General features: G+C 60.4%; 26 protein-coding genes. 15 read left to right on the forward strand and 11 right to left on the reverse strand.

Translation table 11 applies throughout. The features are described 5' to 3' along the window. Nucleotides 1–79: 79 nt before the first annotated feature. A complete protein-coding gene (gene dsbG, locus HWY37_RS17520) occupies nucleotides 80–934 on the forward strand; it encodes a thiol:disulfide interchange protein DsbG (protein WP_176089309.1) in 855 nt (284 codons plus the stop codon). Here dsbG and HWY37_RS17525 read toward each other — a convergent pair whose 3' ends face one another. Continuing rightward, on the reverse strand, nucleotides 935–1540 hold the full coding sequence (locus HWY37_RS17525; protein ID WP_176089310.1) for a hypothetical protein: 606 nt from the start codon (nucleotides 1538–1540) through the stop codon (nucleotides 935–937). A 140-nt stretch (nucleotides 1541–1680) separates the two neighbouring features. On the opposite strand from HWY37_RS17525, the gene HWY37_RS17530 reads away from it, so the two are divergent. From HWY37_RS17530 to HWY37_RS17565, 8 genes are all read left to right on the forward strand, one after another. Next, the gene (locus tag HWY37_RS17530) at nucleotides 1681–2238 is read left to right on the forward strand and encodes a hypothetical protein (protein WP_176089311.1); all 558 of its coding nucleotides are present in this window, start codon (nucleotides 1681–1683) and stop codon (nucleotides 2236–2238) included. 200 nt (nucleotides 2239–2438) lie between these two features. Continuing rightward, on the forward strand, nucleotides 2439–2819 hold the full coding sequence (locus tag HWY37_RS17535; protein ID WP_176089312.1) for a hypothetical protein: 381 nt from the start codon (nucleotides 2439–2441) through the stop codon (nucleotides 2817–2819). Between the two features lie 83 nt (nucleotides 2820–2902). Beyond that, nucleotides 2903–3220: a DUF2274 domain-containing protein gene (locus tag HWY37_RS17540; RefSeq protein WP_176089313.1), complete on the forward strand. Its 318-nt coding sequence runs from the start codon at nucleotides 2903–2905 to the stop codon at nucleotides 3218–3220. Nucleotides 3221–3461: 241 nt separating this feature from the next. Further along, nucleotides 3462–4517 (forward strand): hypothetical protein, encoded by a 1056-nt coding sequence (locus HWY37_RS17545; RefSeq protein WP_176089314.1) that lies wholly within the window; start codon nucleotides 3462–3464, stop codon nucleotides 4515–4517. Between the two features lie 12 nt (nucleotides 4518–4529). Next, nucleotides 4530–5384 carry a hypothetical protein gene (locus HWY37_RS17550; RefSeq protein ID WP_176089315.1) on the forward strand — a complete coding sequence of 285 codons (855 nt, stop codon included), beginning with the start codon at nucleotides 4530–4532 and terminating at the stop codon, nucleotides 5382–5384. Then, nucleotides 5381–6799 carry a TraU family protein gene (locus HWY37_RS17555; RefSeq protein ID WP_176089316.1) on the forward strand — a complete coding sequence of 473 codons (1419 nt, stop codon included), beginning with the start codon at nucleotides 5381–5383 and terminating at the stop codon, nucleotides 6797–6799. The genes HWY37_RS17550 and HWY37_RS17555 overlap by 4 nt, the downstream gene beginning before the upstream one ends. Nucleotides 6800–6968: 169 nt before the next feature. Beyond that, nucleotides 6969–7988 (forward strand): TrbC family F-type conjugative pilus assembly protein, encoded by a 1020-nt coding sequence (locus tag HWY37_RS17560; protein WP_176089317.1) that lies wholly within the window; start codon nucleotides 6969–6971, stop codon nucleotides 7986–7988. Then, the gene (locus HWY37_RS17565; protein WP_176089318.1) at nucleotides 7988–8287 is read left to right on the forward strand and encodes a hypothetical protein; all 300 of its coding nucleotides are present in this window, start codon (nucleotides 7988–7990) and stop codon (nucleotides 8285–8287) included. Before HWY37_RS17560 ends, HWY37_RS17565 begins: the two co-directional genes overlap by 1 nt. A gap of 70 nt (nucleotides 8288–8357) precedes the next feature. Here the strand turns inward: HWY37_RS17565 and HWY37_RS17570 are convergent, their stop codons facing one another. Both HWY37_RS17570 and HWY37_RS17575 read right to left on the reverse strand, forming a co-directional pair. Then, the gene (locus tag HWY37_RS17570; RefSeq protein ID WP_176089319.1) at nucleotides 8358–8711 is read right to left on the reverse strand and encodes a hypothetical protein; all 354 of its coding nucleotides are present in this window, start codon (nucleotides 8709–8711) and stop codon (nucleotides 8358–8360) included. 155 nt (nucleotides 8712–8866) lie between these two features. Continuing rightward, a complete protein-coding gene (locus tag HWY37_RS17575) occupies nucleotides 8867–9547 on the reverse strand; it encodes a hypothetical protein (protein ID WP_176089320.1) in 681 nt (226 codons plus the stop codon). Between the two features lie 90 nt (nucleotides 9548–9637). Here HWY37_RS17575 and HWY37_RS17580 point away from each other — a divergent pair, with 90 nt between their 5' ends. Beyond that, a complete protein-coding gene (locus HWY37_RS17580; protein ID WP_176089321.1) occupies nucleotides 9638–10153 on the forward strand; it encodes a hypothetical protein in 516 nt (171 codons plus the stop codon). 99 nt (nucleotides 10154–10252) lie between these two features. Here HWY37_RS17580 and HWY37_RS17585 read toward each other — a convergent pair whose 3' ends face one another. From HWY37_RS17585 to HWY37_RS17600, 4 genes are all read right to left on the reverse strand, one after another. Then, nucleotides 10253–10846 (reverse strand): hypothetical protein, encoded by a 594-nt coding sequence (locus HWY37_RS17585; protein ID WP_176089322.1) that lies wholly within the window; start codon nucleotides 10844–10846, stop codon nucleotides 10253–10255. Nucleotides 10847–10867: 21 nt separating this feature from the next. After that, nucleotides 10868–11407, reverse strand: a complete 540-nt coding sequence (locus HWY37_RS17590; protein ID WP_176089323.1) for a hypothetical protein — start codon at nucleotides 11405–11407, stop codon at nucleotides 10868–10870. 94 nt (nucleotides 11408–11501) lie between these two features. Further along, on the reverse strand, nucleotides 11502–11972 hold the full coding sequence (locus HWY37_RS17595; RefSeq protein ID WP_217706393.1) for an aminoacyl-tRNA hydrolase: 471 nt from the start codon (nucleotides 11970–11972) through the stop codon (nucleotides 11502–11504). 93 nt (nucleotides 11973–12065) lie between these two features. Then, nucleotides 12066–13724, reverse strand: coding sequence for a Sak single strand annealing protein (locus HWY37_RS17600; RefSeq protein WP_176089324.1), 1659 nt, complete (start codon nucleotides 13722–13724; stop codon nucleotides 12066–12068). A gap of 267 nt (nucleotides 13725–13991) precedes the next feature. On the opposite strand from HWY37_RS17600, the gene HWY37_RS17605 reads away from it, so the two are divergent. Continuing rightward, nucleotides 13992–14657, forward strand: coding sequence for a hypothetical protein (locus HWY37_RS17605; RefSeq protein WP_176089325.1), 666 nt, complete (start codon nucleotides 13992–13994; stop codon nucleotides 14655–14657). A gap of 98 nt (nucleotides 14658–14755) precedes the next feature. Further along, nucleotides 14756–15373 (forward strand): hypothetical protein, encoded by a 618-nt coding sequence (locus HWY37_RS17610; protein WP_176089326.1) that lies wholly within the window; start codon nucleotides 14756–14758, stop codon nucleotides 15371–15373. A gap of 98 nt (nucleotides 15374–15471) precedes the next feature. On the opposite strand, the gene HWY37_RS17615 is transcribed toward HWY37_RS17610, so the two are convergent. From HWY37_RS17615 to HWY37_RS17630, 4 genes are all read right to left on the reverse strand, one after another. Continuing rightward, the gene (locus tag HWY37_RS17615; protein WP_176089327.1) at nucleotides 15472–16290 is read right to left on the reverse strand and encodes a hypothetical protein; all 819 of its coding nucleotides are present in this window, start codon (nucleotides 16288–16290) and stop codon (nucleotides 15472–15474) included. Between the two features lie 681 nt (nucleotides 16291–16971). Further along, entirely contained in the window at nucleotides 16972–17331 is a 360-nt protein-coding gene (locus tag HWY37_RS17620; RefSeq protein WP_176089328.1) for a hypothetical protein, read from the reverse strand. A 139-nt stretch (nucleotides 17332–17470) separates the two neighbouring features. Then, complete coding sequence (locus HWY37_RS17625) at nucleotides 17471–18079, reverse strand: Rossmann-fold NAD(P)-binding domain-containing protein (protein WP_176089329.1); 609 nt, start codon at nucleotides 18077–18079, stop codon at nucleotides 17471–17473. Beyond that, complete coding sequence (locus tag HWY37_RS17630) at nucleotides 18079–19188, reverse strand: YqaJ viral recombinase family protein (RefSeq protein WP_176089330.1); 1110 nt, start codon at nucleotides 19186–19188, stop codon at nucleotides 18079–18081. Before HWY37_RS17630 ends, HWY37_RS17625 begins: the two co-directional genes overlap by 1 nt. A gap of 299 nt (nucleotides 19189–19487) precedes the next feature. On the opposite strand from HWY37_RS17630, the gene HWY37_RS17635 reads away from it, so the two are divergent. From HWY37_RS17635 to recA, 3 genes are all read left to right on the forward strand, one after another. Further along, a complete protein-coding gene (locus HWY37_RS17635) occupies nucleotides 19488–20294 on the forward strand; it encodes a mechanosensitive ion channel domain-containing protein (protein ID WP_176089331.1) in 807 nt (268 codons plus the stop codon). A 113-nt stretch (nucleotides 20295–20407) separates the two neighbouring features. Next, nucleotides 20408–21028 (forward strand): hypothetical protein, encoded by a 621-nt coding sequence (locus HWY37_RS17640; protein ID WP_176089332.1) that lies wholly within the window; start codon nucleotides 20408–20410, stop codon nucleotides 21026–21028. Nucleotides 21029–21202: 174 nt separating this feature from the next. Further along, nucleotides 21203–22195: a recombinase RecA gene (gene recA, locus HWY37_RS17645; protein WP_281372235.1), complete on the forward strand. Its 993-nt coding sequence runs from the start codon at nucleotides 21203–21205 to the stop codon at nucleotides 22193–22195. Nucleotides 22196–22203: the final 8 nt, after the last annotated feature.

Raw genomic sequence — 22203 nt, forward strand, 5'->3', positions numbered from 1 at the left:
GCTATACTACTTCCCATTCTGTCCCATGCGCGGGATTTTTCGGAATCGCCAAATTTCCAACCCCTGGAGTACCTGATCGATGTTCAAGACCAAATCCCTGCTGGGCGCGGCTATCGCTGCCCTGGCTCTTGCCGGGGCCGCCTCGATGGCGCACGCTGCCGAGCCCCTGACCCTCTACAAGGGCGAACTGCCCACCGTACTGAAGTACGCGAACGCTTCGGCCGGGCTCGAGGTCTACAAGAAGTTTGATGCTGCCCCAGGGGCCCTGGACGGCTGGGTGGTCAAAGACAAGGCCAGCGGCAAGAACGTGGTCATCTACACCACGAAGGATGGGACCAAGATGCTGGCTGGCATGATGATCGACCAGAGCGGCAAGAACCTGACGGCCGAGTACACCGAAACCCACGTTCCGCCTCCGGACTACACCCCCGCCTTCTCCGACTTCACGTCGGCGCCGAGCGTGCTCGTCGGCAACAAAAACGCCAAGGCCGAGATCACCGTCGCATTCGATGCCAACTGCGGCTTCTGCAAGCTGATGCACAAGATGCTTGCACCGGCGATTGACGCCGGTGAGCTGCGCGTACGCTACGTCCCGGTGGCCATTCTCGGCCAAGACTCCGACATCAAGGCCGCCGGCATCCTGGCCGCCAAGGACCCGCTGAGCGAGATCAACGCGGCGGCCGCAGGCCGCGGCATGACCACGTCTTCCGACAAGGCACTGCTGGCCAAGGTCACGGGCAACACGCAGCTGATGCGCAAGCACGGCTTCAACGGCACGCCGACCGTGCTGTACAAGGGCAAGCACGACGGTGACGACACGATCTTCATCGCCAACGGGGTGCCCAACATGATGGAACTGTTCAAGCGCCTGGGCATCAGCGGCCAGGTCGACAAGCTCAAGGCAGATCCGAGCCTGTCCCGCTACCTGAACTGATCAGGAAAAGTTGGCGTGCGGGAAAACGTTTCGGCATGATTCCCTGAATAGCACGCCTTCATTCCAGGCCCAGGACCATGACGTATCCGACTGAAAGAAGCCACGCTTTGGAACGTTTCGGCCCTGGGCTGCTGATTGCGCGCAGCGCCCGGCTTCTATCGCGTCGGGATATGGCATCAATGCGCGCGCTGACACGTGGAGCTGGGCATCCACTGACGACAACACCCGCGCCCACCACATGCTGGGTATCTCCAGGTCTTGCGTTTCATGGTCGTCAAGGGAGCACTCGAAAAGTGCCACCTTACACACCATGCGAAGCAGCGGGGCGCGCGGTGTCGGCGTCAGTTCGATCGGCTCAGCGTCCAGTAGGGGTATGGGGCCGTCGACGGTGGTCCAGCGAAGAAAGCGCAAGCCTTCGCACGGTTCCAAATAGGCATCCGATGGCGCCGGCAACTCAAAGCTCAGCGCACGCTGGTATTCGGTTTCCGGCTCGGCGTACAGCATTACCGGGCATCCCTGGACAGTGTAGGGGTAGTGCGTCATCACATCGCGCAGCAGCGTGGCGACCTTCAGCCGCATGGGCTCAGAGACCTGCATCAGGTGCATCTCCAAGTCTCCTGGGCTCGCGGCGTGAACCCACGCTCTCGCGATTGACACAGCTTGCGCGATCGAGCCTTGGCGCAGCAAGCTCTCAAGTTCATTAAGTTCCAATTGTTCCTCCAAGTATTAACTTAACTCGGATATAAATGATGTTCTCAGCCCATAATACCAAGCTTGCGTTCAAGCGGCCACTGTTTGCGGTGGCGATCGTGGCTGCCATCACCGGCTTCAGCGTGTCCTCGCCGCTGACGGCTCACGCACAGCTGCTGACTGGCGTCGCGGCAGCAAAGGGAGCAAAGGGGACCACGGTGGCAAAGACCGATCCCCTCGCCGGAGACACCTGGCATGCGTCGGCCCCCAGCTGGCCTGGCACCATCCGGTTCGACGGCAAGGCAAAGAAGGTGGTGCTCGAGCCCCTGGGTTCGAACGTCATCGAGGCTGAATACACGGTCAGCAACGTCAAAACCGAGGGTACCGTGGTAACAGGCAATCTGCGCATGGTGAACACCGCCGGCGCAGTGAGCGAGTCCACGTTCAAGATCGAGCGCGCCAAGACTCTGACCATGGCGTTCGCCGGCGGCCAGACGGTGGAGACCTATGTGCGCATGACCCCTGCGGAAGCCGAGGCCGAGAAGGCCCGCCTGCTCAAGGCCATCCAGGATGGAAAAACGCGGATGCCCGGCGCTCCTTCGGTACAAAAATAAGCGTTTCACGCTATACGCAAAACGCCCGCGCAGGTCAATGACCGGGAGCGGGCGTTTTCGTATGGCAGACCGACCCTTGTTGGGCCCCGGCCTGCTGGCCGCGCAGTCGAGAGTGCGGGTGATCAACAAGATCACAGCCGACCGCCGGTCCGTGATTCGTTGAGGCCGCACAGGGCTCCTCGGCGTGACAAGGAGCTCGTATGACCAAACAACTCACCCCTGCAACCAGCGAAGAGCGGACTCTGCTCGCCGACCCGAGCGCCCTGAAGCTGCTCAAGCTGCTCAGTCGCAACCACTGGCTCGCGCTCGACGTTAAGGAACTCGATCAGTTCTTCGGCGGAGTCGATCATCCAGCCCGCGCCGTTCTGGCAGAAGACGCGCGCACCGGCGGCAAGTATGGCGCTCACCTGGCCGCACTGACGCTGATCTTCCTCGGCGTGATTCTCTTCTTCACCTCCTTCACAGGCCTGCAAAATCCCGTGATTTTCTGGATGTGGGCTGCTCTCGGCGTTGCGTTCGGGCTGCTGCTCGGTCGCTACCCCGCAATCCTCGACAAGCTGCGCAAGGTCAAGCAAGGATGAATGTAACAGTTGCCAACTTATGTTGGCGATTGACGCATTATCCGATATACTACGCCCAGTCAAAGCTGTACCCCAAGGATCCCATGAAGCTCTCCCGAATTCCAGGAGCGGAGCAGACCGTCAAGCACTCGTTTAGCCTGAAGGCCTCTACCTCCAACAACCTCCAAGCCTATCACCAGATGTACTGCGATCAGTTCGGCTTGGATCCCAAAGATGTCGCACTCAAGGACATCGCTGAGCAGATCTTGATCGACTTCATGAATGGCGACAAGGATTTCCAGCGGTACCTGAATGACAAGTCCACGAAGCCGGTCAAGCCGGCTACGGCGCCTCGGCAGGACATTGCGCCGCCGGCGGCTCCACGCCATGACGATAGCGGCTCCCAAGCCCAATCGATCTGATGTAGTTCCCGCCCGGCCGATCTCGAGCCGGGCAACATTCTTCGGTCCTCGCGACCGATTGCCCATGGCGGCACAGTGATTATATAGACCGTCTTGGCGGTAAGTGTTTTAGGCAAATGTGCACAAGGGTGCGCGCTCCCCACGGCGAGTGGTCGTGAAGTCTTTCCCGTTACCTCAGAGCATGCTTTGCGCCAATTAAGTATATGCGCAGGCCTGCTCATTTGCCTGAGCACTGTAGCCGATGAATGCCCGCACCCGTACGACGTTTGCCTCCGGCGACGAACCACTCGCTGTTGACCACTTTCTGGCCAACCACAACTTCAATGCCGAAGGCGCCGATGAAGACACCCACAGCCCTGGCGCTCAGGGAATGCCAGACCTGGACTGTGAGACTGAGCTTCTCGATGGCTTGGTAGGTGAAGACGATGAAGACGTCAGCAACAAACTCTCCAAGCCGCGCCGTGGACGTCCCAAGGGCGCAACCGCAATCGCCGAGCTGCCTCCCATTCCGGAAGGGACGACAGTATCGGTGTTCGAACGCCTTTCGGACTATGGGCTGCTGCGCAAGATCACGGACATCGTGCTCGTGAAGGTCGGTGTGCCATGGCACCTGCGTGCAGACGCCACCCAGGAAATTCACACGGCCTGGGCCGGGCTGACGGTCAAGCCGAAATTCCAGCGCAACCAGCTCGCAAACTACGCTTACCTCTCTGGCCAGCACGCCGCACTGAAGCTGCGTCGTACCATCGGCGCGGTGGTCGTCATCCCTGGAGCCCTGTTCCGGACTGGTCGCGACACCTCCTTCATGGGCGCAATCGGTGCAGCGATCAATCCGCGAGACGTCGATGACTTCAAGGATTCGATGGAGCTGTCGGTGAACGTGGATGAAGCGGGACACCTGTCGCGCGTCAGCGAAGCGTTCTTTGCCGAACGGACCGCCTCCCTGAACCTCACAGCAAAGCAACGCAAAGTCGCGTACATGACCCTGGTGGAGCGCAAGCCCGCCGACTTGGTCGCTCACGAGCTGAACATGCAGCTCGTGTACGTCGAGCGCCTGCTGAACCAGGTGACGAACAAGCTCACTGCCATTGACGCTAGCAAGATGAAGGGCAAAGGCTCGAAGGAAAAGAGCGCAACAGGAACCAAGGCCTCGCAGCCTGGAACGAAGAAGGGTACGTCTGCCGCTTCCGAAGAGCCGGAGACCCCTGCCGTAGGGCGGGCGGCGTCGCGACGCCTGGCCGCATTGCGCATCGAACAGCCAGCCGAACTGGAATCCGAAACCACCCTCGCAGCTTGAGCTGTAGACCCCATGCCATCCCTGTTGTCTCGCTTTACACCCCTGGCCATGGTGGCCACGCTCCTGCTCGGCGCCGGGGCCTTCATGCATTTGTCCGCGCAAGCAAAAGATCTCGGCATCGAAGGCGCGATCTACGAGCCCATCGAAGAGGATTTCCGTGTGATGCTGATGCGCCTTCTTGCTCGCCAGGATTGGACGCAGCACGCAGAGGCGCTCGAAGAGTCGGCGCGTGACTACACAAAGAACCTGCCGAGCTACTTCGTGGTGCGCGCGGACAAAACCCAGACCATCTGGAAGGACGTGGGCATCGTCACCACTGAAGACATCACCCTTCCGTGGGTCGATGGTCAGACCGGATCCGTATTCGAGCCTGAGCAGGTACTGGCCGTGAAGGCCGGAACCTACCTCAACCCCATCTCGGAAATGCCCGCGGCCGCGATCGAGCGCCTGTTCGTCTTCGACGCCACCGACCCCGAGCAGATGGCGCTGGCGCGCGCGCTGATGGTGGAAAACATCCCGCAGTTGAGCTTCATGATCGTCGCCGGCGACCTGGGCCCGATTGCCAAGGAGATGAACCGGCCGATCTATCACCCGGCACCGTCGATGCTGGATCGTTTCCACGTCACTGCGGTGCCAACCCTGATCGGGTTCGGTAAGGGCCAGCACCAGGGGCACATGGCCGTCACGCAGTTCAAGTTGCCAACGAGCATCGACCAGGTCAAGAGCGCGTGGTTCGGCCTGCCGTACAGCGGCTATACGCCTAATGAAATCACCGACTTCCAGCCGGTGAGCACCAGCCATTCCGCGGAGTTCAAGACCAACTCGAGCTCCGTCAAGCCCGCCGCGGCGCAGGAGCCCACGCCATGAATATCCTCAAGTTTTTCCGTTCAGCCCTGCTGGCCGCCGGTCTCGCCCTGGCGGCGGGCGCCTCTTTTGCCGGCACGCCCGGTTGCGTGGGCAAGATGTGGAACCCGATCGGCGACCTGGACTTCCGGCTGATGGGCGGCATCAAGATCATGGGCATCAAGCTCATGTCGGCGCCCTCCGCGCTGGGTGAGCCGCCCAATCACAAGCCGAAATCCATCTGCTTTTGCAAGGATGGTCTGCAAACTGGCTTCGGTCTCGGCCTGTCTTTCTGGATGCCGTCCTACATCAACGACGTGGCGCGCCAGGCCGGCTGCCTGGGCTTTTTGAATGGCATCAACATCCTTCCCGGCTTCATGTCGCAGTCCTCTGGGCAGGAGTACAACCACCACGTCCCGGGCAAGGACGGCGTGACGAACATGCAGATCCACTGGGCGTACGCGGACGTGACTGCGATCGCAGGCAAGGCGCTGTTCGAGAAGTGCAATGCGGTGACGGGGTCGATGCAGATTGCCTACCTCACCGAGCCAGACTTCATCTTTCAGAACGACGTCTACTCCGCGATCATGACACCTCAAGTGGCGCTGCTCGCATCGGTGCCGCTGCTGGCGCAAATGACCTGCGCCTATGAATCGATCGCCAATACCCTCGGCGACTGGCAGGACTGGGGCGTCTGCGGGTGGAAGGGCTCGCGCATGCCGCTCAGCGGCAACACCATTGCCAAGGACTCGGCTCAGGTGTCGAACATGGATATCACGGTGAAGTATCTGACGCGCTCCGCGATCCTTGGTACGACCATGCGCACCATGGGTAAGGACGCGACTTGCCGCCCAAAATATTCCCCATTCTACGACCCGTTCCAGCATCGCTACCAATGGGCTTTCCCGGGCAAGGTGTCGACACGCTTCAACATCGATGTGATCCGCTGGGGCATGTTCATCAAGGACACCTCCGGAATTGCGAACATGATGGACCTTGGCGACAGCGCCGGGCAGTTTGCAGACATGACCGCGGTAGACCCCAACGAGAAGCCGTCGAACAATGCATTGGGCATGGCCGAGCGCCTGGTCAAGAGCCTGCCGAAGCCGCTGAACTACCCTTCGAAAGAGTCTGGTTACATGCAGGTTTGGGAGGCCCGTCAGTGCTGCTTGATGGTCCTCACGATCGAAACCGTGATCAAGATGATCATCGAGAACATCGCCACGATGGGCAACGGCTTGCTCAAGGAACTTTATGACATGTACAACTTGATTGATACCGTCTATCAGATCGTTACAGACCCCTTCGGCGCTGCGTTGGGCTACATCGGGGATCTGATTGGTGAAGGGCTCACGAACCTCGCGGACGTCACGGGCCTGACCGGGACCATGAAGGACATCACGAGTGGCATTACCGACTCCATGGGCATCGGCAGCTAGTAGGCTTGCCGCTTAGAATCGAGCACGCATGCAACACACTGGAAACACCATCACCGGAGCTTGGCGGCCCCTTGCCCTGAGCCTGGCAATCGCTGCGACATGCGGCTTGTCAGCCGCACACGCACAGACATCCTCACCCGTGCCGAGCAACCGCTCTGGCGTGGCGCATATGCAGGGCATCCTCGACGCCATCAAAGCCGGCGACGTCACCGCGATGCCGGCAGGAACGCAACGCGCCGTTGAGACCGGCGCAGAGGCGGCCAACAAGAGCTCGAACCTGAGCGCGGCGTCACCTCAGACCATCGAGTTCACACGCCGACAGGCGGAGAACTTCGAGCACCTGGCGCGAGAAGCATATGTGGCCGCCATGCCCCCCCGCGACCGCGCGCGCGGCGCCGCGCTCCTCCTGGGCGACGGTACGCTGCCGGGCAACCAGGGCAGGCTTTACGTGTTCGTGTCTCGCTCGATGCCCATCCCCCTGCTGCGCGCCTACGCGGTTGAAGCTCTGTACACCGGCGCGACGCTGGTGACAAAGGGCGTGCGCAAAGGCGACACGATCAAGGAGTATGTCGAGGAGACGGTTGCGGACTTCAACAATGCCGACGGCCAGCACATGGCGGGAATGGAGGTGAACCCCAATCTCTTCGACATGTTCCAGGTCAAAGTCGTGCCCACCGTGGTGTGGACCAACCGCGTAGGCCTGGATGACATCGGCGCCGGTTGCTCCGATCTGCCGGAGGGCACTCAGGTGCCGCAGATCGAGCTGATGGGCCCGTACGACGTCCCTATGACCGTCAACAAGCCAGTCTGCGCTCCGGTGCCGGAGTCCTCCTACTACAAGATCGCCGGGGCCCTGAAGCTGGAGTATGTTCTCGACCGGTTCGAGCAGGCGGGTCTGGCCAAGGAATCGCTCGCACCGTTCCGCGAGGGCCTGAAGGAGCGCACCGGCAACGTGTTCTCCGATCTCAGCAATCAGCAGCCACAAATCGGCAACGAAATGCAGCCGGTCTCCGACAACCTGAAGCTCGACATGCTGCCCAAGTACGTGTTGCGCGAGTGGAAGAGCATGCTGGCCACGGACAACGTCCAGCGCGGCCCCTATGGCCCGGCATTCGGCCAGGATGGCGAGGATGACCCGGACTACCGCCGTGAGCTACAGAACATTATCGACCACGGGCTGGGGCTGTGATGAGCAGCGCTGAACTGCCGGCACGTCGCCTGTTCGCCAATAGCTGGCTGCTGTCTCTGGCCGCCGTCACAATCGCGCTGTGGGCGGTCCCGTATTCTCTCCTCGAAGGGGAGATCTTCCGGGTTGTACTGGGTCTCCCCGTATCCAGTACGTTGCTGGCCTTGGGGGACTTCGGTGTTGCTGCGGGCTTTGGTCTGCTCGGACTCCACCTGTGGGCACTCGATGAGCGTGAAGCTACCCTGTTCGCGTTCATCACGTTGACCTACTGCCTCGTCGGGCTGACTCGCCTGATCTTCTGACGCGAAACAAAAGGGCCCAGGATTCGATTCCCGGGCCCTTTTTGCGCCAATCGATGTCGTCAGCCTGTGCTCATCCCGTGTGAACCTGGGCTCGGCGCCGGGCCGCCCATGAAGTTACGGGCTTGGGCCGGGCAGCGTCGATCGTCTCCTGGCCCTTCCAGTTGAGGACCAGGTTCTTCTGCCGGCCGCGGGCGTCACGCTGCCACTCTACGAGATCCTGGATCTCGAGCAGCACCAGGTGCTCCTCGAAGGCCTTTGCCAGATGCTTGGGAACCCTGGAACGGGTTAGGCCCTCTGGCATCGTGCTGGCGACGGCCAGGAACAGCTCCAGGGCGCCTTCTGTGAGCCCGTAGGCCTCGATGGCAGGCTTCCCCCCTTGGAGCACTCCTGCGCCGTTCAGGAGGCCTTCCTCGAGCAGAGTCATCTTGATCCCTTCGGACGGAAGGTATGGCGAATGAACCCGGCGCGGTGACGCTGGAGGGGCGGCAGCAGCGGCGTCCGACTCGGGTGGGGTCTTCAGCGTGGGCACGGGGGCATCAACGGCATCGCTCACTACGGATCCTTCAGGGTTGTGGGTAATCATTGAGCGTCCCCGGTCGCGGGGCAGGCCTCACTCAGGCTACGGGCGACGGAGTTGCTTTCCGGCCCGGCCATCTTGAACTGCGCGAGGACTTCCGTGGCTCGCGATTGGAGGTACGCATCCTTGAGCTGGGCCGCCGCGTTGATGAGCTCCGGTCCCGAATAGGCGCCGGCGGTCAGTGGCAGCGTCCCGAACTGGTAGTTGAGCAGCAAGCCGTCAGGAAGGGGATTACCGGACAGATGCGTGACTTGCAGGGTGGCGGGGGTGTCGGGATAGCAGCCCACGGCCAGGCGATGCAGGCCATCCTCGGAGATTACCCATGCGACATAGCCGGCTTCTGACTTCGAGACATACCATTTGCCGGGATCACCGCCGGCCTGCGCTGCTGACGTGGCTTGAGGTTGCATGGCCACCACTTCGGTCTTTTTATCCTTGTCCGGCAGGTACTGCGCCAGAGAGGGAAACAGCTCTTGCACCGAGTCCGACCAGAAAAAGATCATTGGGATGATGGCAAGAATCAGCAAGAACGGCCACATGTCAGAACCTTTCGAGAATACCGTCAGCCGTGAGGCTACAAATTGGAATTGAGTATAGGAATGCAGTGCTGATTTCTGTGCTGCCTCATCTTGATCGGGTGCGTAAAGAAGCAACAGTGCGCGATGAGCTTCGAGAGTAGTCACTACCTTCGTATAACCCTAGCCAACCTAGGCCTAGCGCAGGCTCGGATTCGCCTATACGCAGGCAGGTAATCAACTCTTGGAGGAACTGTTATGTCGGAATCGGTAAAGGACGAGATCAAACGCTTTGAATCGGTAGTGGCGGCCCGCAAGTCGGTCGGCCAGTTGCTGGATCTGTTCGATCTGCTGAAGAAGTCGACGAAATTCAGCGATCGCGTCAAGCCGCTGTGCTACGGCGTGCTGATCACAGCATGCGTGACGCGCATTCCTGATAGTCATCTGGGCAACTTGATGGAACTCATTTCGCAGCACAACGCGGCGCGCCTGGTCCGCCATGCCTACCTGGATGAGGATGCAGACTCTATCCTGCGGCCGCTGGTGGCCCGTCTGGTTCGTGCAACCAGCCACGATGGCGAGGCCTGCTACAAGGCGTTCATCTGGTTCGAGAATGCCGGCGTAACGCCAGACTTGTGTCACTCGCTCGGACTGGCGATAGAAGGCGGCATGACAGAATCCGAAATGGACCCTGTCTGCGACCTGATCCACCCGTTCTACTATGCTGGCACCTCGTTCATGCCGGCGCCAAAAAAGGAGGCATGTCTCGCCTGATTGCACCCTCAGCCAGCTCCACGAGCTGGCTTTTTTGCGTCCACAGCACGAAAAAGGCCCCTTGCAATACAAGGGGCCTTGAGTCAGCTCGCTGCCTGGTCAGCAGCACCTGCGCTTGATATGCGCCTCGGTTAGATTCAACCATCCAATGAGCCGCGTCATCACCCACTTCTGATCGCGGCGGGCGTAGTAGCGTTCGGTACGGCCCACACACCACTGCTTGCGACCGTCGTCACCCTCGCCTGGTATGTGGTACCAGTCATGCATGAAGCTGGTCATCAGATGTGCCCCGTGATCGAACAGTTCTATGCGATTGAACGATAGGCCGGCAATTTCGAGCAGGTGCGCCGAGAGTGCGAACGTCTCCAGCTCGCGACGCGTGGCTTCTGACGTTTTGGCATCCGCGCACCATTGGCCAGCGACTATGACGTGTGGGACCTTGAATACAAAACCGCTTGCTCTCACGCGGGACTTGAATTTCCGTGGGCCGAATTGGACAGCATGAGCGAGCTCGTGCGCTAAATCGAGGATGCTTTCCTTGCCCGGGCCGGACCTGCACCCGAAGGTGAAGTCTTTGTAGCCCTCGCGTCGAGCATCCCATCGCAGGCCAGGATGATCCAGGATGCCGAGAGCATCGAGGAATCCCGCACAGTCCGAGTTTGCCCGGAGCTGGTCATAGGTTAGATGAGCCACCTGTCTTTCCTTTCTTGTGAATCAGTACGTCAAATGCTCCAGCCGCTTGTACGGCTTGTCATGCATTTGCAGATAGAGCTCCATCTCGGCCAGGCACGCTCGCGAGCCCCCACCGCAGGTCTCCAGGCTGTCGAAGGACAGCAGGCTGGAGTCATCGAATTGGGGCAGGTGAATGTGGTCGTAGGTGGGCAACTCGTTCTCAGGCAGACCAAGAAGGTCCGCAAGGTCGAGGTCTTCACTCGAGCGCAGGTTGCGGGCCAGCAGTTGCTTTCCGGTTTGGATGATGATATCGCTGCGAACACAGCTGTCCATCCAGCCTCTGAAGAACCCGTAGCCCTTCTCTACGAAGGTTGCTTGCTCGAGACGGGGACCGTAGGCTCCGGCCTCGCGAAGGTATTCCCGTACTTCGGCTTCCGTGTCGTCGGTGATCTCATCGCCGACCCAGAATATGATGACGGGCTTGCGGGTATTGTTGATGCGCTGGGCCACTTGTCTTGCGACAGGCGCGCACCAGTTGCGGTATGCCGGTTGTACGTCGACAACCATCAGTGCCTGGTTCATGTGTGTTTCCTCCTGTTGACACCACGTATAGGGATGCCGGAAGGAGAACCAGGTGTCGGGACTGCCAGCGCCGACAACGCCGGCAGACAGACTGCTACGGTGCCAGGGTGAAGCGTTTTGTGATGTGGCTGACCTCATCCTTGTAGGCCGGTCCGATGCCCAGGGCCGTGACGATCGGCCGTCCAGTGAAGTGGGGTGGCAGGATGTGGCCACGATCTCGAATCAGCTCGCAAGGGATGCCAGCAAATCGGGCCTCTTTCCAGGCACGCACCAGCTGACCAAGGTTGCGGGCGTACATCACCAGCTTCGTTCCGTTGCCGGTACCCTCGTAGCCGGCACAGATTTCCGGGCGCATCCGCTCGGCGACACGCCAGGCCTTCACATAGGCGTGACCACACTGGGCTGCGAGCTTGCCCGGGGGCATGTCGAGATCGGCCCGATAGATGGCGTACATGTTCAGTGGCCGGTAGTCGGGGGTGAAGTCCGCCATGGTCCGCTCGCTCTCAGCCATCATGTGGTCAAGTTCTGCGTCGAGCGCGGCATCGAATTCGGCTGGAATGGTCATGCGCTATGGGAGTTTTGGGTGGAAGAAAATTCCACAATCGATTGCTCGATTGTGGAATTCAGAGTTGCTCAGCTACGAGCTAAAGGTCTTGCCTTACGCGGGTTGGTGGTCCAGCACCGCAGCCAGGTACTCCTTGGTTTCCGGAGCCAGCTCGCCCTCTTGCGAGAACTCGAAGACTTCGGAGATGTCCTCGGCCAGGCCCGACTTCACGATGGCTTCAGCCGCTTCGACGACGGCCTGGTCACCCTTGGGCAGCGCGGCTTCGATGGCGACCGTCGTGAGACGGACCGACACCAGACGCCGGGTCGGCTCGGGCAGCTTGTTAGCGACGCTGTACTCGCCGATCTCGTCGAGCACCTGCTTGATGTGAGCCGGCGTGACTTGCGTCGCGACGTTCGACACCAGAGCAACGAAGCAGACCGGCTTGTCCTCGTCGCGGAACTTGTCGCTGACAGCCAGAGCACGGAACACCGAGATCAGGCCCTCGAAGCCGTACTTCTCGTTGCGCTCGCGCATCACACGCTGGAAACGTTCCACGGCTTCCTGGCGCACGGGATCCGGCGTGAACTCCTGCTCGGGGGCCGAACCTTCCGCAGCTCGCGCCGCTTCGGGCTGTGTCGACGTATCCGCGGCAGGCGCCGAAGCAGTGTCTTGTGCCTGTTCGGCGACAGGAGCATCTGCCTTTGCGACCGCAGCCTGTTCTTCAGCCACCGCGGGTGCGGAAGCCTCGGAATTGGCAGTAGCCTGGCTTTGGGCCGGAGCCTCAGCCGCCGCGGGTGCGGAAGCTTCGGCCGGCGCCGGGGCAGCAGCAGGGGGTTGAGCGGTCGTCTCGGCGGGGGCCGGGTCTTGCGCCTTCTCCACTGCGGCGTCCTTGGTCGGCGCCGGAGCCGGGGCCGGAGCCTTGGCTCCTTCGTCCTTTGCCTTGGTCGGCTTGCGTCCGCTACGTGCCACGGCTTCCGCCTTGGCGATCGTTTCGTCCGAATACACGGGCAATCCGTAACCGCTGTTGAACGCAATGCCCTTGGCCAGCACGCGCATCGCCGTCTTGTTCCAGTCGAGGACAGTGGCCTTGCCGGCGGGGATCACGTTGAATGCCGAATCCATGATCGGAAGTCCGATCGTCTGCGAGCGACCCTTGTATTCCGTCAGCACGTCCACTTGCAGTCCGCCCAGAACCTCGCGGAAGGGCAGACCGTCGTAGCACACGATCGACCAGAAGAAGTTCTCGTCGGTGATGCGTGCAGCGGACAGGCCAGCCGTCCATTCGATGTACGGCGCGCCGCCTTCTGCCAGGGTCTTGATCAGAGCGTTGGCAGTCGCCAGGTCGGAAGATTCCTCCAGACCCAGGATCTTGGCAGCCTTGGCACCGTCACCGTCGTGGCCCAGGAACACCGACATGCCCACGCCGGTAACGGCGGCAATTGCCTTCACGAGGCAGCGTTGGCGGCTGTTGTTCACGTCCGTCAGCGACATATTGGCGATCGATACGGCGTAGTTGTCGCGGTCCATGACCGGCAGATACACGCGTTGACTCTGGCCATTGCTCAGATCGACGTCGGTGGCGACCACCGCACCGCCCAGAAAAGCCTGGTAGGGTTGGAGGGCGCCGTTCTCGTCGGGGAATTCCACGAACTTGAAGTTCGGGCGATCTGCGCGCGCCACAGCCGTAGCGGCCGAGATGTACGACAGGCTACCCTTCTTCGCGATTTCGGTTGCAGGGATGTTGGCGCTCAGGTTCTTCAGAAAATTCATGATGGTTGTGTCCTCACGTTGAATGCAGCAGGCAAAATTGCCCCAAGTCGACGCTTGTGAACTGCACCTAGTATAGCCAGCAAATAGCATTATGCAACCATCGGGCTCGGATGTTCCGCGCCGAACGAGGCGCCGGCGGCATACGGTGCAAGCAATCTTGCTTCGCCCACTCGGACGCAACGCGGCGAGCCGCCGCAGGAGCTGCCATCACTGTGGCTTTTTCTTGGCTATACGAAGGAGGTTCAACTTCTACTGAAAGGAAAAGTCATGGCTAAGCGTAAAGATCAATCTCGAGACACAATTGAACAACGCGAGAAGCACATGGAATGCGAGTGCTTCATGATAGAAGCCTTACAGGTCGAGTCATGCGCTACCATGCCCAAGCTCGTCCGCCTGGGCCGAGTGCGCGATTTGCAGGGTCTTCTGGCTCAGGTTGCAGCTTTGGTGATGGCCCACGCCACCGAGAAGTGTTTCATCTCGCCTGAAGAAATGCCATCCCTGACTAGGGGCGAGCTTCAGAGCCACTACCTGGGCATGGGCTTCCGCCGTAGCTCCAACACAAGCACGGACATCCTGAAGCTGACGTCGCTGATGCGCGACAACGAATACTGGGACGATTTTGCGAAAAGAACTGGACCGTTAGCCATGCTTGGCCGCGATGCGCTCAGCCAAACCAATGCTCGAGCGCACGCCGGCTGGTTCTCCCTCACCACGCTCATAATGGGTTCCAACCCGTACGTCGGCGAGGAGTCCCTGCAACGCAACCTCAATGCACTCCATCTGCGCCTTCTCGATGCCCTTGCCTGGGCCCGAGGACTGGCCATGGAGCCTGACAATTCGGACGAGCTGAGTCACTTCACGCAAGTGCTGACAAAGGCGCGCCATCTGGTGGTCGTAGAGTCTGTCACGGTTGATGCGATGTTCAAGGCCTAGGCAATAGTATCGAAACCGCCCTCAAAGCCATCCAGTTCGAACTGGATGGCTTTTCCTCTATACGGTGATGTCAATAACCGAAACGAGGAAACACTCTCATGACCTATTCATACGCTGCTCAACTGGCTGCCAACGATCAGGCCCGGGTCATCGTCTGCCGCAAGACCAAGCTCAATGAGGGCGGCCGCTCCTACTTCCGTCGCGAGCAGATCTCGCTGGGCACCGGCGCAATGGTTCGGGCGAAGCTCAACCAGGTGTACGGCATCATGGGCGCCTACCTCTGGGAGAGCGGCTACAATGCCACGTACGACGGCATATACGACGTGGCGCCGCGCCGCGCACAGCTGCTCTCGCTGGCCAGCCAGGAAGCCAATGCGCTCAGTGAGGCGTTGATGACCGAACTGCACGCCAATCCTGTGCACAGGCACAGCAATCCCAACAAAATGCACATCGCATTTTCGCGCGGACCGGCCAAAGCCACGCAGGCGCTGATCGACCTATGTGATCTGGTGATGTTCTCCGCTACCAAGACGGAAAATCCTGGTGAACGGTTCAAGTCGCTTCGCCTGGAGTTCGACCGCGCGCTCAAGTGGGCTGCGTCATTCGGGGTGACCGTCGACAATGCGTCAGCCCTGACTGAAATGCTTCAGTTGATCGCCTCTGCGGAGATGGTCATGATCGTTGACGACATCGTTTTGTCTGGCGCTAGCGCGTAAGCCTGCACCTCTCAGCCACCCTATCCAGGGTGGCTTCTTCATGTCCAGACAGAAAAAGCCGCACAGGAGAATCCTGGCGGCTTGAGGTTGCCGGCTGCTTAGGCGGCAGCGCGGGCGGGCAGGGTAGCGGATTGTGCCTTGCGGAACAGGTGCTCCAGCTGCTCGATCGTAGGCTTCTGCACGAAGCGTGTTCCCTTGGGCGGATGGCCCGTGTGGATCACGCCGGTTTCCACGACGGTGAGCGTCATGTTGTGGTTCACGTACTTGCCGGGGTCAGCGACCTTCTTGCCAGCCTTCTTGTTGCGCTCGATTGCGGGATCGACCGCTTCAACGGCCAGGTTGAAGTGCTGGCCAGGCTGGAGGTGCAGGTCGAGCATGGCATTCATGAACTTCTGGCACAGCTCGCCGGCGGCCTCGAAGCGGATGCAGATGTCGCCATCGGCATCCTTGCCATGGACCATCAGCTTGGGCTTTTGGCCTTCGCGGGCCGACCAGTTGATGTGGCTGAACTCGATGTTCTCCAGGCGCGGGATCAGTTGAACCCCGTAGATGTCGAACACTTCACGCAGCTCCGCCACTTCCTTGGTGTTGTGGATCGACACGTTGTTTTGCAACGCGGCGATTTTGCGCACCATGTAGTCCATCACGTACTGGAAGGGCATGTGCACGTTGCCGTCCGCTTCCTTCGGGAAGAAGGCGGCGCGCTCGACCTCGAGATCGAAGTCTTCGTCATGCTTTTCCTTGCGCGAGGTCAGCCAGTCCAGGCGGCGAGTCCAGCCGGCGTCGAGCAAGCGACGGGCTTCCTCCAGCATCTTCTGGCCGGCACGGTCGGTCGGAGCCGGCTTCAGCGGCAACACGATCAGCTGATGCGCGTCCGTGAATGCGCCAAAGACCTTGGCATAGTTGAGCAGTTTCATCTGTTTCCTCTCTATGTTAAGAAATGCACATGAAGAGTTTTTCATGCAAAAACGTATAGCGCCGTGAGGCGTTGAGGGTGGGGCTACAGATGAAGCCGCACCACGTTGGCGGAGACAACCAAGCGAGGGCCCTCCGCCATATTATCGCCTTGGTTTTATGGGCAGGGGGACTGCGCGGGTGTCCAAGAGCTCGCCAAGGACCAAGGCATTCGCGATGACGACCGGATTCGTGCCGGTGGGGTCAACCCCCACAACCACTTCTCCATGGCCGCGCTTGTCGAGCTGTACACACTTCATACGGTCAGACTCCTGCGAGCGACCGCCGCCCCAGCCCGGAATCCATGCGTTATGCGTGGCGAAGGCGACGCAAGCAGTTACGCCCGGGGTGCCCGCCAGACGTACCGAGAGTCGGCGTGGGCTGACGATGGTCTCGTCAAGGGCGGTGCTGGCGATGGCTACCGAGCGCGCCGGCGCGCCGGCTTCCTTAGCTGCACAGCCGGGAAGCTCCTCGCCTGCGCCACACACATGCGCCGCGGAGGCGGAAGACAGTCCAACGAATGACAGGCTCAGAACGACGGCCAAAAGCAAGCGAGGGGTGTGTTTCATGGTGACAGGTAAGTTGCTGATAGACGAGAAAACGACCCACACTTGTGTGGGTCGTTGAGTTGGCGTGATGCCGACTTAGATGTCGGCGCCGTCACCACCAGCGCCAGCGGCGGCAGGGGCGTCGGCGTTGGCCTTCTTGGGGGCTTCCTTCTTCACGACCTGGTTGGCGAAGCGCACGTTCATGGTCGAGTTCAGCTGTTCGGGCTGGTCGCGACGCGGCTGGATGGAGATGTCGCCGTTGACCTGGACGTAGTCGCCCTTGGCCGGGATGGCGCCATCGAACTTGTCGTCAGCGAACACCGTGATGGATTCCTTGAACACCTTTTCACCGCCCTGGGGGGTGTAGGAGCCGGTACCCAGCACGAAGCGGTTGCCGTCGACGAAGTTGACGTAGCCCGAAACAGATGCGTTGCCGATGATGATCTTCTTTGCCATGATGGATTTCCTCCGAATTGTAGGCATGAGCGGTTTAGGCGGAATTGCCCAGGCTGGTACGCTGATACCAGTGTTTCCTTGCATAGTATAGCGAGAAACCGTCATTATGCACAGTTTTTCGCTGAGACGGAAAAAAGGCCTAGCCTTGCAGTCTGAAATCGAGAGGTAGGAGCGACAGGGTGGGGACCAGCTTGCCGGTGCCATCGCGGTAGTACGTGACTTCCGCCAGAGCTGAGAGCGTGTACTCTCGGCCTTTGGTGATGGAGGCGATCAGCCTTTCCTTGCCTTCGGGTGTGAGCCCGCGCATCCAGTTGAGGAGGTGAACATTGCAGGTAACCTGCTCCGTCCGTCCCATCTCACCTGCATTCAGAAACGTCTTGATCTGAGTGCGTTGGGCATCCCAATACATCACGACGCCCTTCAGGTTTGCGTGGATCGATCCTCGCAGCCTCATCTCACGGGGAGACTCAGCAACGACTTTCGCGGCCGTGCAGAGCAATTCTGGCATCACGGAGTTGTCGTCGGTGCGCTTTTGAATGCGCGCCGAAAACTCTCCGAACGCCGTCACCATCATGCCTTTTTGGACAATCCGGTTGCTCAGCAGGGCTTCAACCTCAGGACCTCGCACGACGCATCGCGTTGCTTCACGCTCAGACGTGCGCAAGAACATGCCGAGTTCGCGTCCATCAGCCGTAATCCAGTCCACTTTTCCGTAGACTTGGCCAGATAGAACACTTGCTCTCAGCATCAGACCTCCAGAGGCTTCACCTTTACCGATTCCCGCGGCTTGCCAGTGCAAGCCTTTATGGTTGCTTCACCGATGCCGCCAGGCGACAGCGATTCCGCCACCTTCTGCCACGAGACAGATGAGGTCATCGCGAAGGACACCTTGAACAGGCCATCCAACTCGACATCTTCGTCTTCGTCCGGTTTCAGCCGGCGCTTGCGCGCGGCCTCCACCAGCTTCTTCTCGAGAGCCTTGCGGCGCTCGATCACCTCCTTCTCAGTCGCCAGGCTGGCGAGATAGAGCTCGGAAGCAGCTTCCAGGTTCTCTTCCATGAGCGCCTTGTCGAACGCAGCCTTTTCGGCCAGGTCCGCCAGCACCTGCTCGTCGGAGGGCAGACGGGGAGGCTCCGCGCCCGTGTAGATGAATTCATCGTAGAAGAACTTGGCCGCGGCCAGGTACTGATCGAGGAAAACATCGTCACGCGGAACCTTCTCCATTATGGGAAACACCATCGCTCCGGTCTTCTCGTCGAAACCGGCTGCCGCAAACCAGCCATACGGCGCGTCAGCGACAGCGATCTGATGTTGCACCTGGCACCAGTAGTAGGGCAGGCCCATAATCGCCAGCTGACCGCTCTTCTTGGACTCGAACAGTTTCCTGCGCGATTGGAAGGCGGGACACTTGGCTTCCAGTGGAAACCCGTTCGGCGCCCGCACCCCTATGTCGGAAGATTGGGGCACCACACCGTCAAACGAAGCCATGAGCCACTTGGTGCCAGCCGCATAGGCGGTCACCTCGCGCTCCACGATGAACATCTTCTCGCGCTCGAAGAGCTTGATGACGTTCTCCTCGTTGACTTGACCGCGCTCGGTGTCCACATTCCCCTTGAAGCGAGGTATGCGTCCGAACTTGTCGGCCCAGATGGTCCACATCGTGTTGCCGAAGAAGCTGGTGACGCCAGCCCTGGCGAGCTCATCAATGTGCAGAGTCACTCCCTTGTCCGCCGCGTACTTTTGCAGCAGCGCGGCGTTCGCCGGGACTGCGAGCATCGCCGCTAGAGACGCGGTCCAGGCATCATTCCTGGCCTCGTGCCATTCGGGCGTGCGTGGTGCTACCTTGAGACGATCCATGGTTATTTCCTTGCAAAAATGGCATTGCGCGATATGCGGTTTGCCTTGGGTTGATACATCTAAGACGCAGTATTGCCTGCGATGTAGTATAGTAATCAACCTGCAAATAGCCAATGTCAAGAAGAGCCCTTTTTCTTTGCTATACGGGGCTTCGTCCCATGGTTACCGCGTCTACCAGTCCTCCGTTTCATGCTTAGCTTTTCTCTACTCTCCTATGGTGGTTCGCCACCGTGCTTCACCGCTGCTGATTCTCGAGGTGATGAATGATTTGGGCCCCTACAGTCGGAGCCATCTTCCGGATGGAGTGGTTCCAGACGATACTTCTTGCCCTGATCCTGGCTGGGCTGGCGCGCACGGCCACAGCCATCGTGCATCTGCGCACCACCGCCGATAACCGGCGTTTCTGGGCGTTGACGTTTCGCAACGCCGCCACCGCAGCATTCGTACTGGGGCTGGGAATCATCTGGATCAAGGAGCTTCAGGCGGTGCTGGTCGCCCTTGGCGCGGCGGCCGCGGGCTTTCTCATCGGGTTCAAGGAGCAGTGGCAGTCCCTCCTGGCGTTCTGGATTCGCGTGATCAAGCGTCACTACAGCCTCAACGACATCATCGAGGTGGAGGGTGTGCGTGGCCGCGTTCTGGACATCACCTGGCTGACCACGAGTCTGGCTGAGATCGGCGCAGGCAAAGATGAGCTGGCATACTCCGGACGGATTGTTCACGTTCCGAACTCTCGGATGATCATGGCCAACCTGACGGTCGAGAACATCACGGGCGCCTACGCCATCCACACGTTCGAGGTGCCGCTGCCCAAGCACGCCCAAGCCCTGCGCGCGGAGCAGCTGCTGGGTGAGATCGCCACCAGGCACTGCCAGCATCTGTTCGCGGCAGCCGAAACCCATATGCGCACCCAACAGCGTGACCACGGCCTCGATGCGCCGGATGTGAAGCCCCGCACGCGGCTGCACATTGAGAGCGAGGGGAGGGTCGTTGTTCTCGTGCGCATCGTGGTCCCTGTCAAGGAAAAGGCACGCATCGAACAAGCCATCATCCATGAGCTGCTGGAGAAAGCAGACGCCAAGGCCTGGCCGATGCGCGACCTCAAATAGCCCACGCACCACGAAGGCCCTGCTGTAAAGCGGGGCCTTTTGCTTTCAGCCCGGTCGGCGGCCCTATACGGGTGCAGGAACCACAACTAGCGCAGTTGCGCAGAAAGGACACCATGACCACCGACACCAAGACCACGCCGCACGGCGCACAAGGACTCGCGGCCACCTTCTTTGCCGAGGCCAGGCGACTGAACCTCACCGCGGCGGACATCGTGCCCCAGCTGATGGCCCGGCCTGAATTTGCGGACTGCCTGCCGCCGGCGTCTGGCGCCCAGCACGAGCTCGACGTCTGGTACGGCCCCATGCCGGAATCCAACGGGAAGGAAAATTGGACTGCGGTTCTGCGCCGCAAAGGCCAGTGCATTTCCGAAGGATTCACTATCAGTCGCTCGGAGTACAAGGATCGGGTGCGCTACAGCGCGGATAGCCTCCGCTATTTGCTCGGCGAACTCCAGGACGAACCGGACATCCTGACCTACGACGGAGACCTCTGTACCGAGGAAGGCAAAGCACTCGAAGCAAAGGCCCAGACCAATGCCGCCCTGCGCGCCGGCTCCGATGTCATGGCCGTCCTCGACCAGCTAGCGAATGGCCGACACTTGGATAAAGTGGCCAATCACGGCGATGACAGCTTGCGAGCCTTGGCAGAACGGGCGGGTCCTGGGCATGTCCGAGACGCGCTGCTGGCGCACGCAGATCGGCTCGATGCGCTTCTCCTGGTCGTCAAGATCTGACCCTACAGGTTTCAGGCCACGCTCAATCCTCAACCGCCCTCCGGGCGGTTTTTCACGTCCATGCGGAGTGCTGACCAGAGAGGGAGGACTTCGCGGATGTCTGCGCAGCCGGGCTATGGTGTTGTGCAAATGAATGTTTCAAGGTATACTAATGTTCGAAGGAGCAGTATCCCTATGGAACAAGACACGAAGGTCTCGGACGAGAAGTCCAAGGCGTTGGCCGCTGCATTGGCTCACATTGAGAAGCAGTTCGGCAAAGGCAGCATCATGCGGCTCGGTGAGGGTGAGCAGTCCGCAGTCGAAGTCGTCAGCACCGGCTCGCTCCGGCTGGATCGCGCGCTGGGCATCGGCGGCCTTCCGCGAGGCCGGGTGGTCGAGATCTACGGCCCTGAATCTTCGGGCAAGACCACCCTGATGTTGCAGGTGGTCGCCCAAGCCCAGAAGCTGGGCGGCACCTGTGCCTTCGTGGATGCGGAGCACGCGCTGGACACCGGCTATGCCCAGAAGCTCGGCGTGAACATCGACGATCTGCTGATCTCCCAGCCCGACAACGCCGAGCAGGCCCTGGAGATCACCGACAAGCTGGTTTCGTCCGGCGCTGTGGATGTGGTGGTCATCGACTCGGTCGCCGCGCTGACCCCGAAAGCCGAAATCGAAGGCGAGATGGGCGATTCGCTGCCCGGCCTGCAAGCCCGCCTTATGAGCCAGGCCCTGCGCAAGCTGACCGCAACCATCAAGAAGACCAACTGCATCGTCATCTTCATCAACCAGATCCGCATGAAGATCGGCGTGATGTTCGGCAACCCCGAAACCACGACTGGCGGCAACGCGCTCAAGTTCTATGCCTCGGTACGCCTGGACATCCGTCGCGTCGGCACGATCAAGAAGGGTGAGGAGGCCATCGGCAATGAAACAAGGGTGAAGGTCGTAAAGAACAAGGTTGCGCCTCCGTTCAAGACCGCCGAGTTCGACATCCTGTTTGGCAAGGGCGTGAACCGCGCCGGCGAGCTGATCGACATCGCCTTGGACCAGAAGGTGATCGACAAGGCTGGCGCCTGGTTCTCGTTTCAGGGCGAGAAGATCGGCCAGGGCCGCGACAACGCCTGCGAATTCCTGCGCGAGAATCCCGACGTGATGTCCGCAATCGAGGCCAAGCTGGCTCTCTGAGCGATCAT

The organism is Achromobacter anxifer, from assembly GCF_903652925.1.
Lineage (GTDB): Bacteria > Pseudomonadota > Gammaproteobacteria > Burkholderiales > Burkholderiaceae_B > Achromobacter > Achromobacter anxifer.

What these genes read in the sequence shown, in the direction of transcription:
- HWY37_RS17625 (WP_176089329.1), bottom strand. Translation starts at nt 18,079, where the DNA reads ATGCTGAGAGCAAGTGTTCTATCTGGCCAAGTCTACGGAAAAGTGGAC.
- HWY37_RS17605 (WP_176089325.1), top strand. Translation starts at nt 13,992, where the DNA reads ATGGCTAAGCGTAAAGATCAATCTCGAGACACAATTGAACAACGCGAG.
- HWY37_RS17525 (WP_176089310.1), bottom strand. Translation starts at nt 1,540, where the DNA reads ATGCACCTGATGCAGGTCTCTGAGCCCATGCGGCTGAAGGTCGCCACG.
- HWY37_RS17620 (WP_176089328.1), bottom strand. Translation starts at nt 17,331, where the DNA reads ATGGCAAAGAAGATCATCATCGGCAACGCATCTGTTTCGGGCTACGTC.
- HWY37_RS17630 (WP_176089330.1), bottom strand. Translation starts at nt 19,188, where the DNA reads ATGGATCGTCTCAAGGTAGCACCACGCACGCCCGAATGGCACGAGGCC.
- dsbG (WP_176089309.1), top strand. Translation starts at nt 80, where the DNA reads ATGTTCAAGACCAAATCCCTGCTGGGCGCGGCTATCGCTGCCCTGGCT.
- HWY37_RS17545 (WP_176089314.1), top strand. Translation starts at nt 3,462, where the DNA reads ATGAATGCCCGCACCCGTACGACGTTTGCCTCCGGCGACGAACCACTC.
- HWY37_RS17590 (WP_176089323.1), bottom strand. Translation starts at nt 11,407, where the DNA reads ATGAACCAGGCACTGATGGTTGTCGACGTACAACCGGCATACCGCAAC.
- HWY37_RS17640 (WP_176089332.1), top strand. Translation starts at nt 20,408, where the DNA reads ATGACCACCGACACCAAGACCACGCCGCACGGCGCACAAGGACTCGCG.
- HWY37_RS17570 (WP_176089319.1), bottom strand. Translation starts at nt 8,711, where the DNA reads ATGACTCTGCTCGAGGAAGGCCTCCTGAACGGCGCAGGAGTGCTCCAA.
- HWY37_RS17560 (WP_176089317.1), top strand. Translation starts at nt 6,969, where the DNA reads ATGCAGGGCATCCTCGACGCCATCAAAGCCGGCGACGTCACCGCGATG.
- HWY37_RS17565 (WP_176089318.1), top strand. Translation starts at nt 7,988, where the DNA reads ATGAGCAGCGCTGAACTGCCGGCACGTCGCCTGTTCGCCAATAGCTGG.
- HWY37_RS17555 (WP_176089316.1), top strand. Translation starts at nt 5,381, where the DNA reads ATGAATATCCTCAAGTTTTTCCGTTCAGCCCTGCTGGCCGCCGGTCTC.
- HWY37_RS17550 (WP_176089315.1), top strand. Translation starts at nt 4,530, where the DNA reads ATGCCATCCCTGTTGTCTCGCTTTACACCCCTGGCCATGGTGGCCACG.
- HWY37_RS17540 (WP_176089313.1), top strand. Translation starts at nt 2,903, where the DNA reads ATGAAGCTCTCCCGAATTCCAGGAGCGGAGCAGACCGTCAAGCACTCG.
- HWY37_RS17610 (WP_176089326.1), top strand. Translation starts at nt 14,756, where the DNA reads ATGACCTATTCATACGCTGCTCAACTGGCTGCCAACGATCAGGCCCGG.
- HWY37_RS17635 (WP_176089331.1), top strand. Translation starts at nt 19,488, where the DNA reads ATGGAGTGGTTCCAGACGATACTTCTTGCCCTGATCCTGGCTGGGCTG.
- HWY37_RS17615 (WP_176089327.1), bottom strand. Translation starts at nt 16,290, where the DNA reads ATGAAACTGCTCAACTATGCCAAGGTCTTTGGCGCATTCACGGACGCG.
- HWY37_RS17595 (WP_217706393.1), bottom strand. Translation starts at nt 11,972, where the DNA reads ATGACCATTCCAGCCGAATTCGATGCCGCGCTCGACGCAGAACTTGAC.
- HWY37_RS17600 (WP_176089324.1), bottom strand. Translation starts at nt 13,724, where the DNA reads ATGAATTTTCTGAAGAACCTGAGCGCCAACATCCCTGCAACCGAAATC.
- HWY37_RS17535 (WP_176089312.1), top strand. Translation starts at nt 2,439, where the DNA reads ATGACCAAACAACTCACCCCTGCAACCAGCGAAGAGCGGACTCTGCTC.
- HWY37_RS17580 (WP_176089321.1), top strand. Translation starts at nt 9,638, where the DNA reads ATGTCGGAATCGGTAAAGGACGAGATCAAACGCTTTGAATCGGTAGTG.
- recA (WP_281372235.1), top strand. Translation starts at nt 21,203, where the DNA reads ATGGAACAAGACACGAAGGTCTCGGACGAGAAGTCCAAGGCGTTGGCC.
- HWY37_RS17530 (WP_176089311.1), top strand. Translation starts at nt 1,681, where the DNA reads ATGATGTTCTCAGCCCATAATACCAAGCTTGCGTTCAAGCGGCCACTG.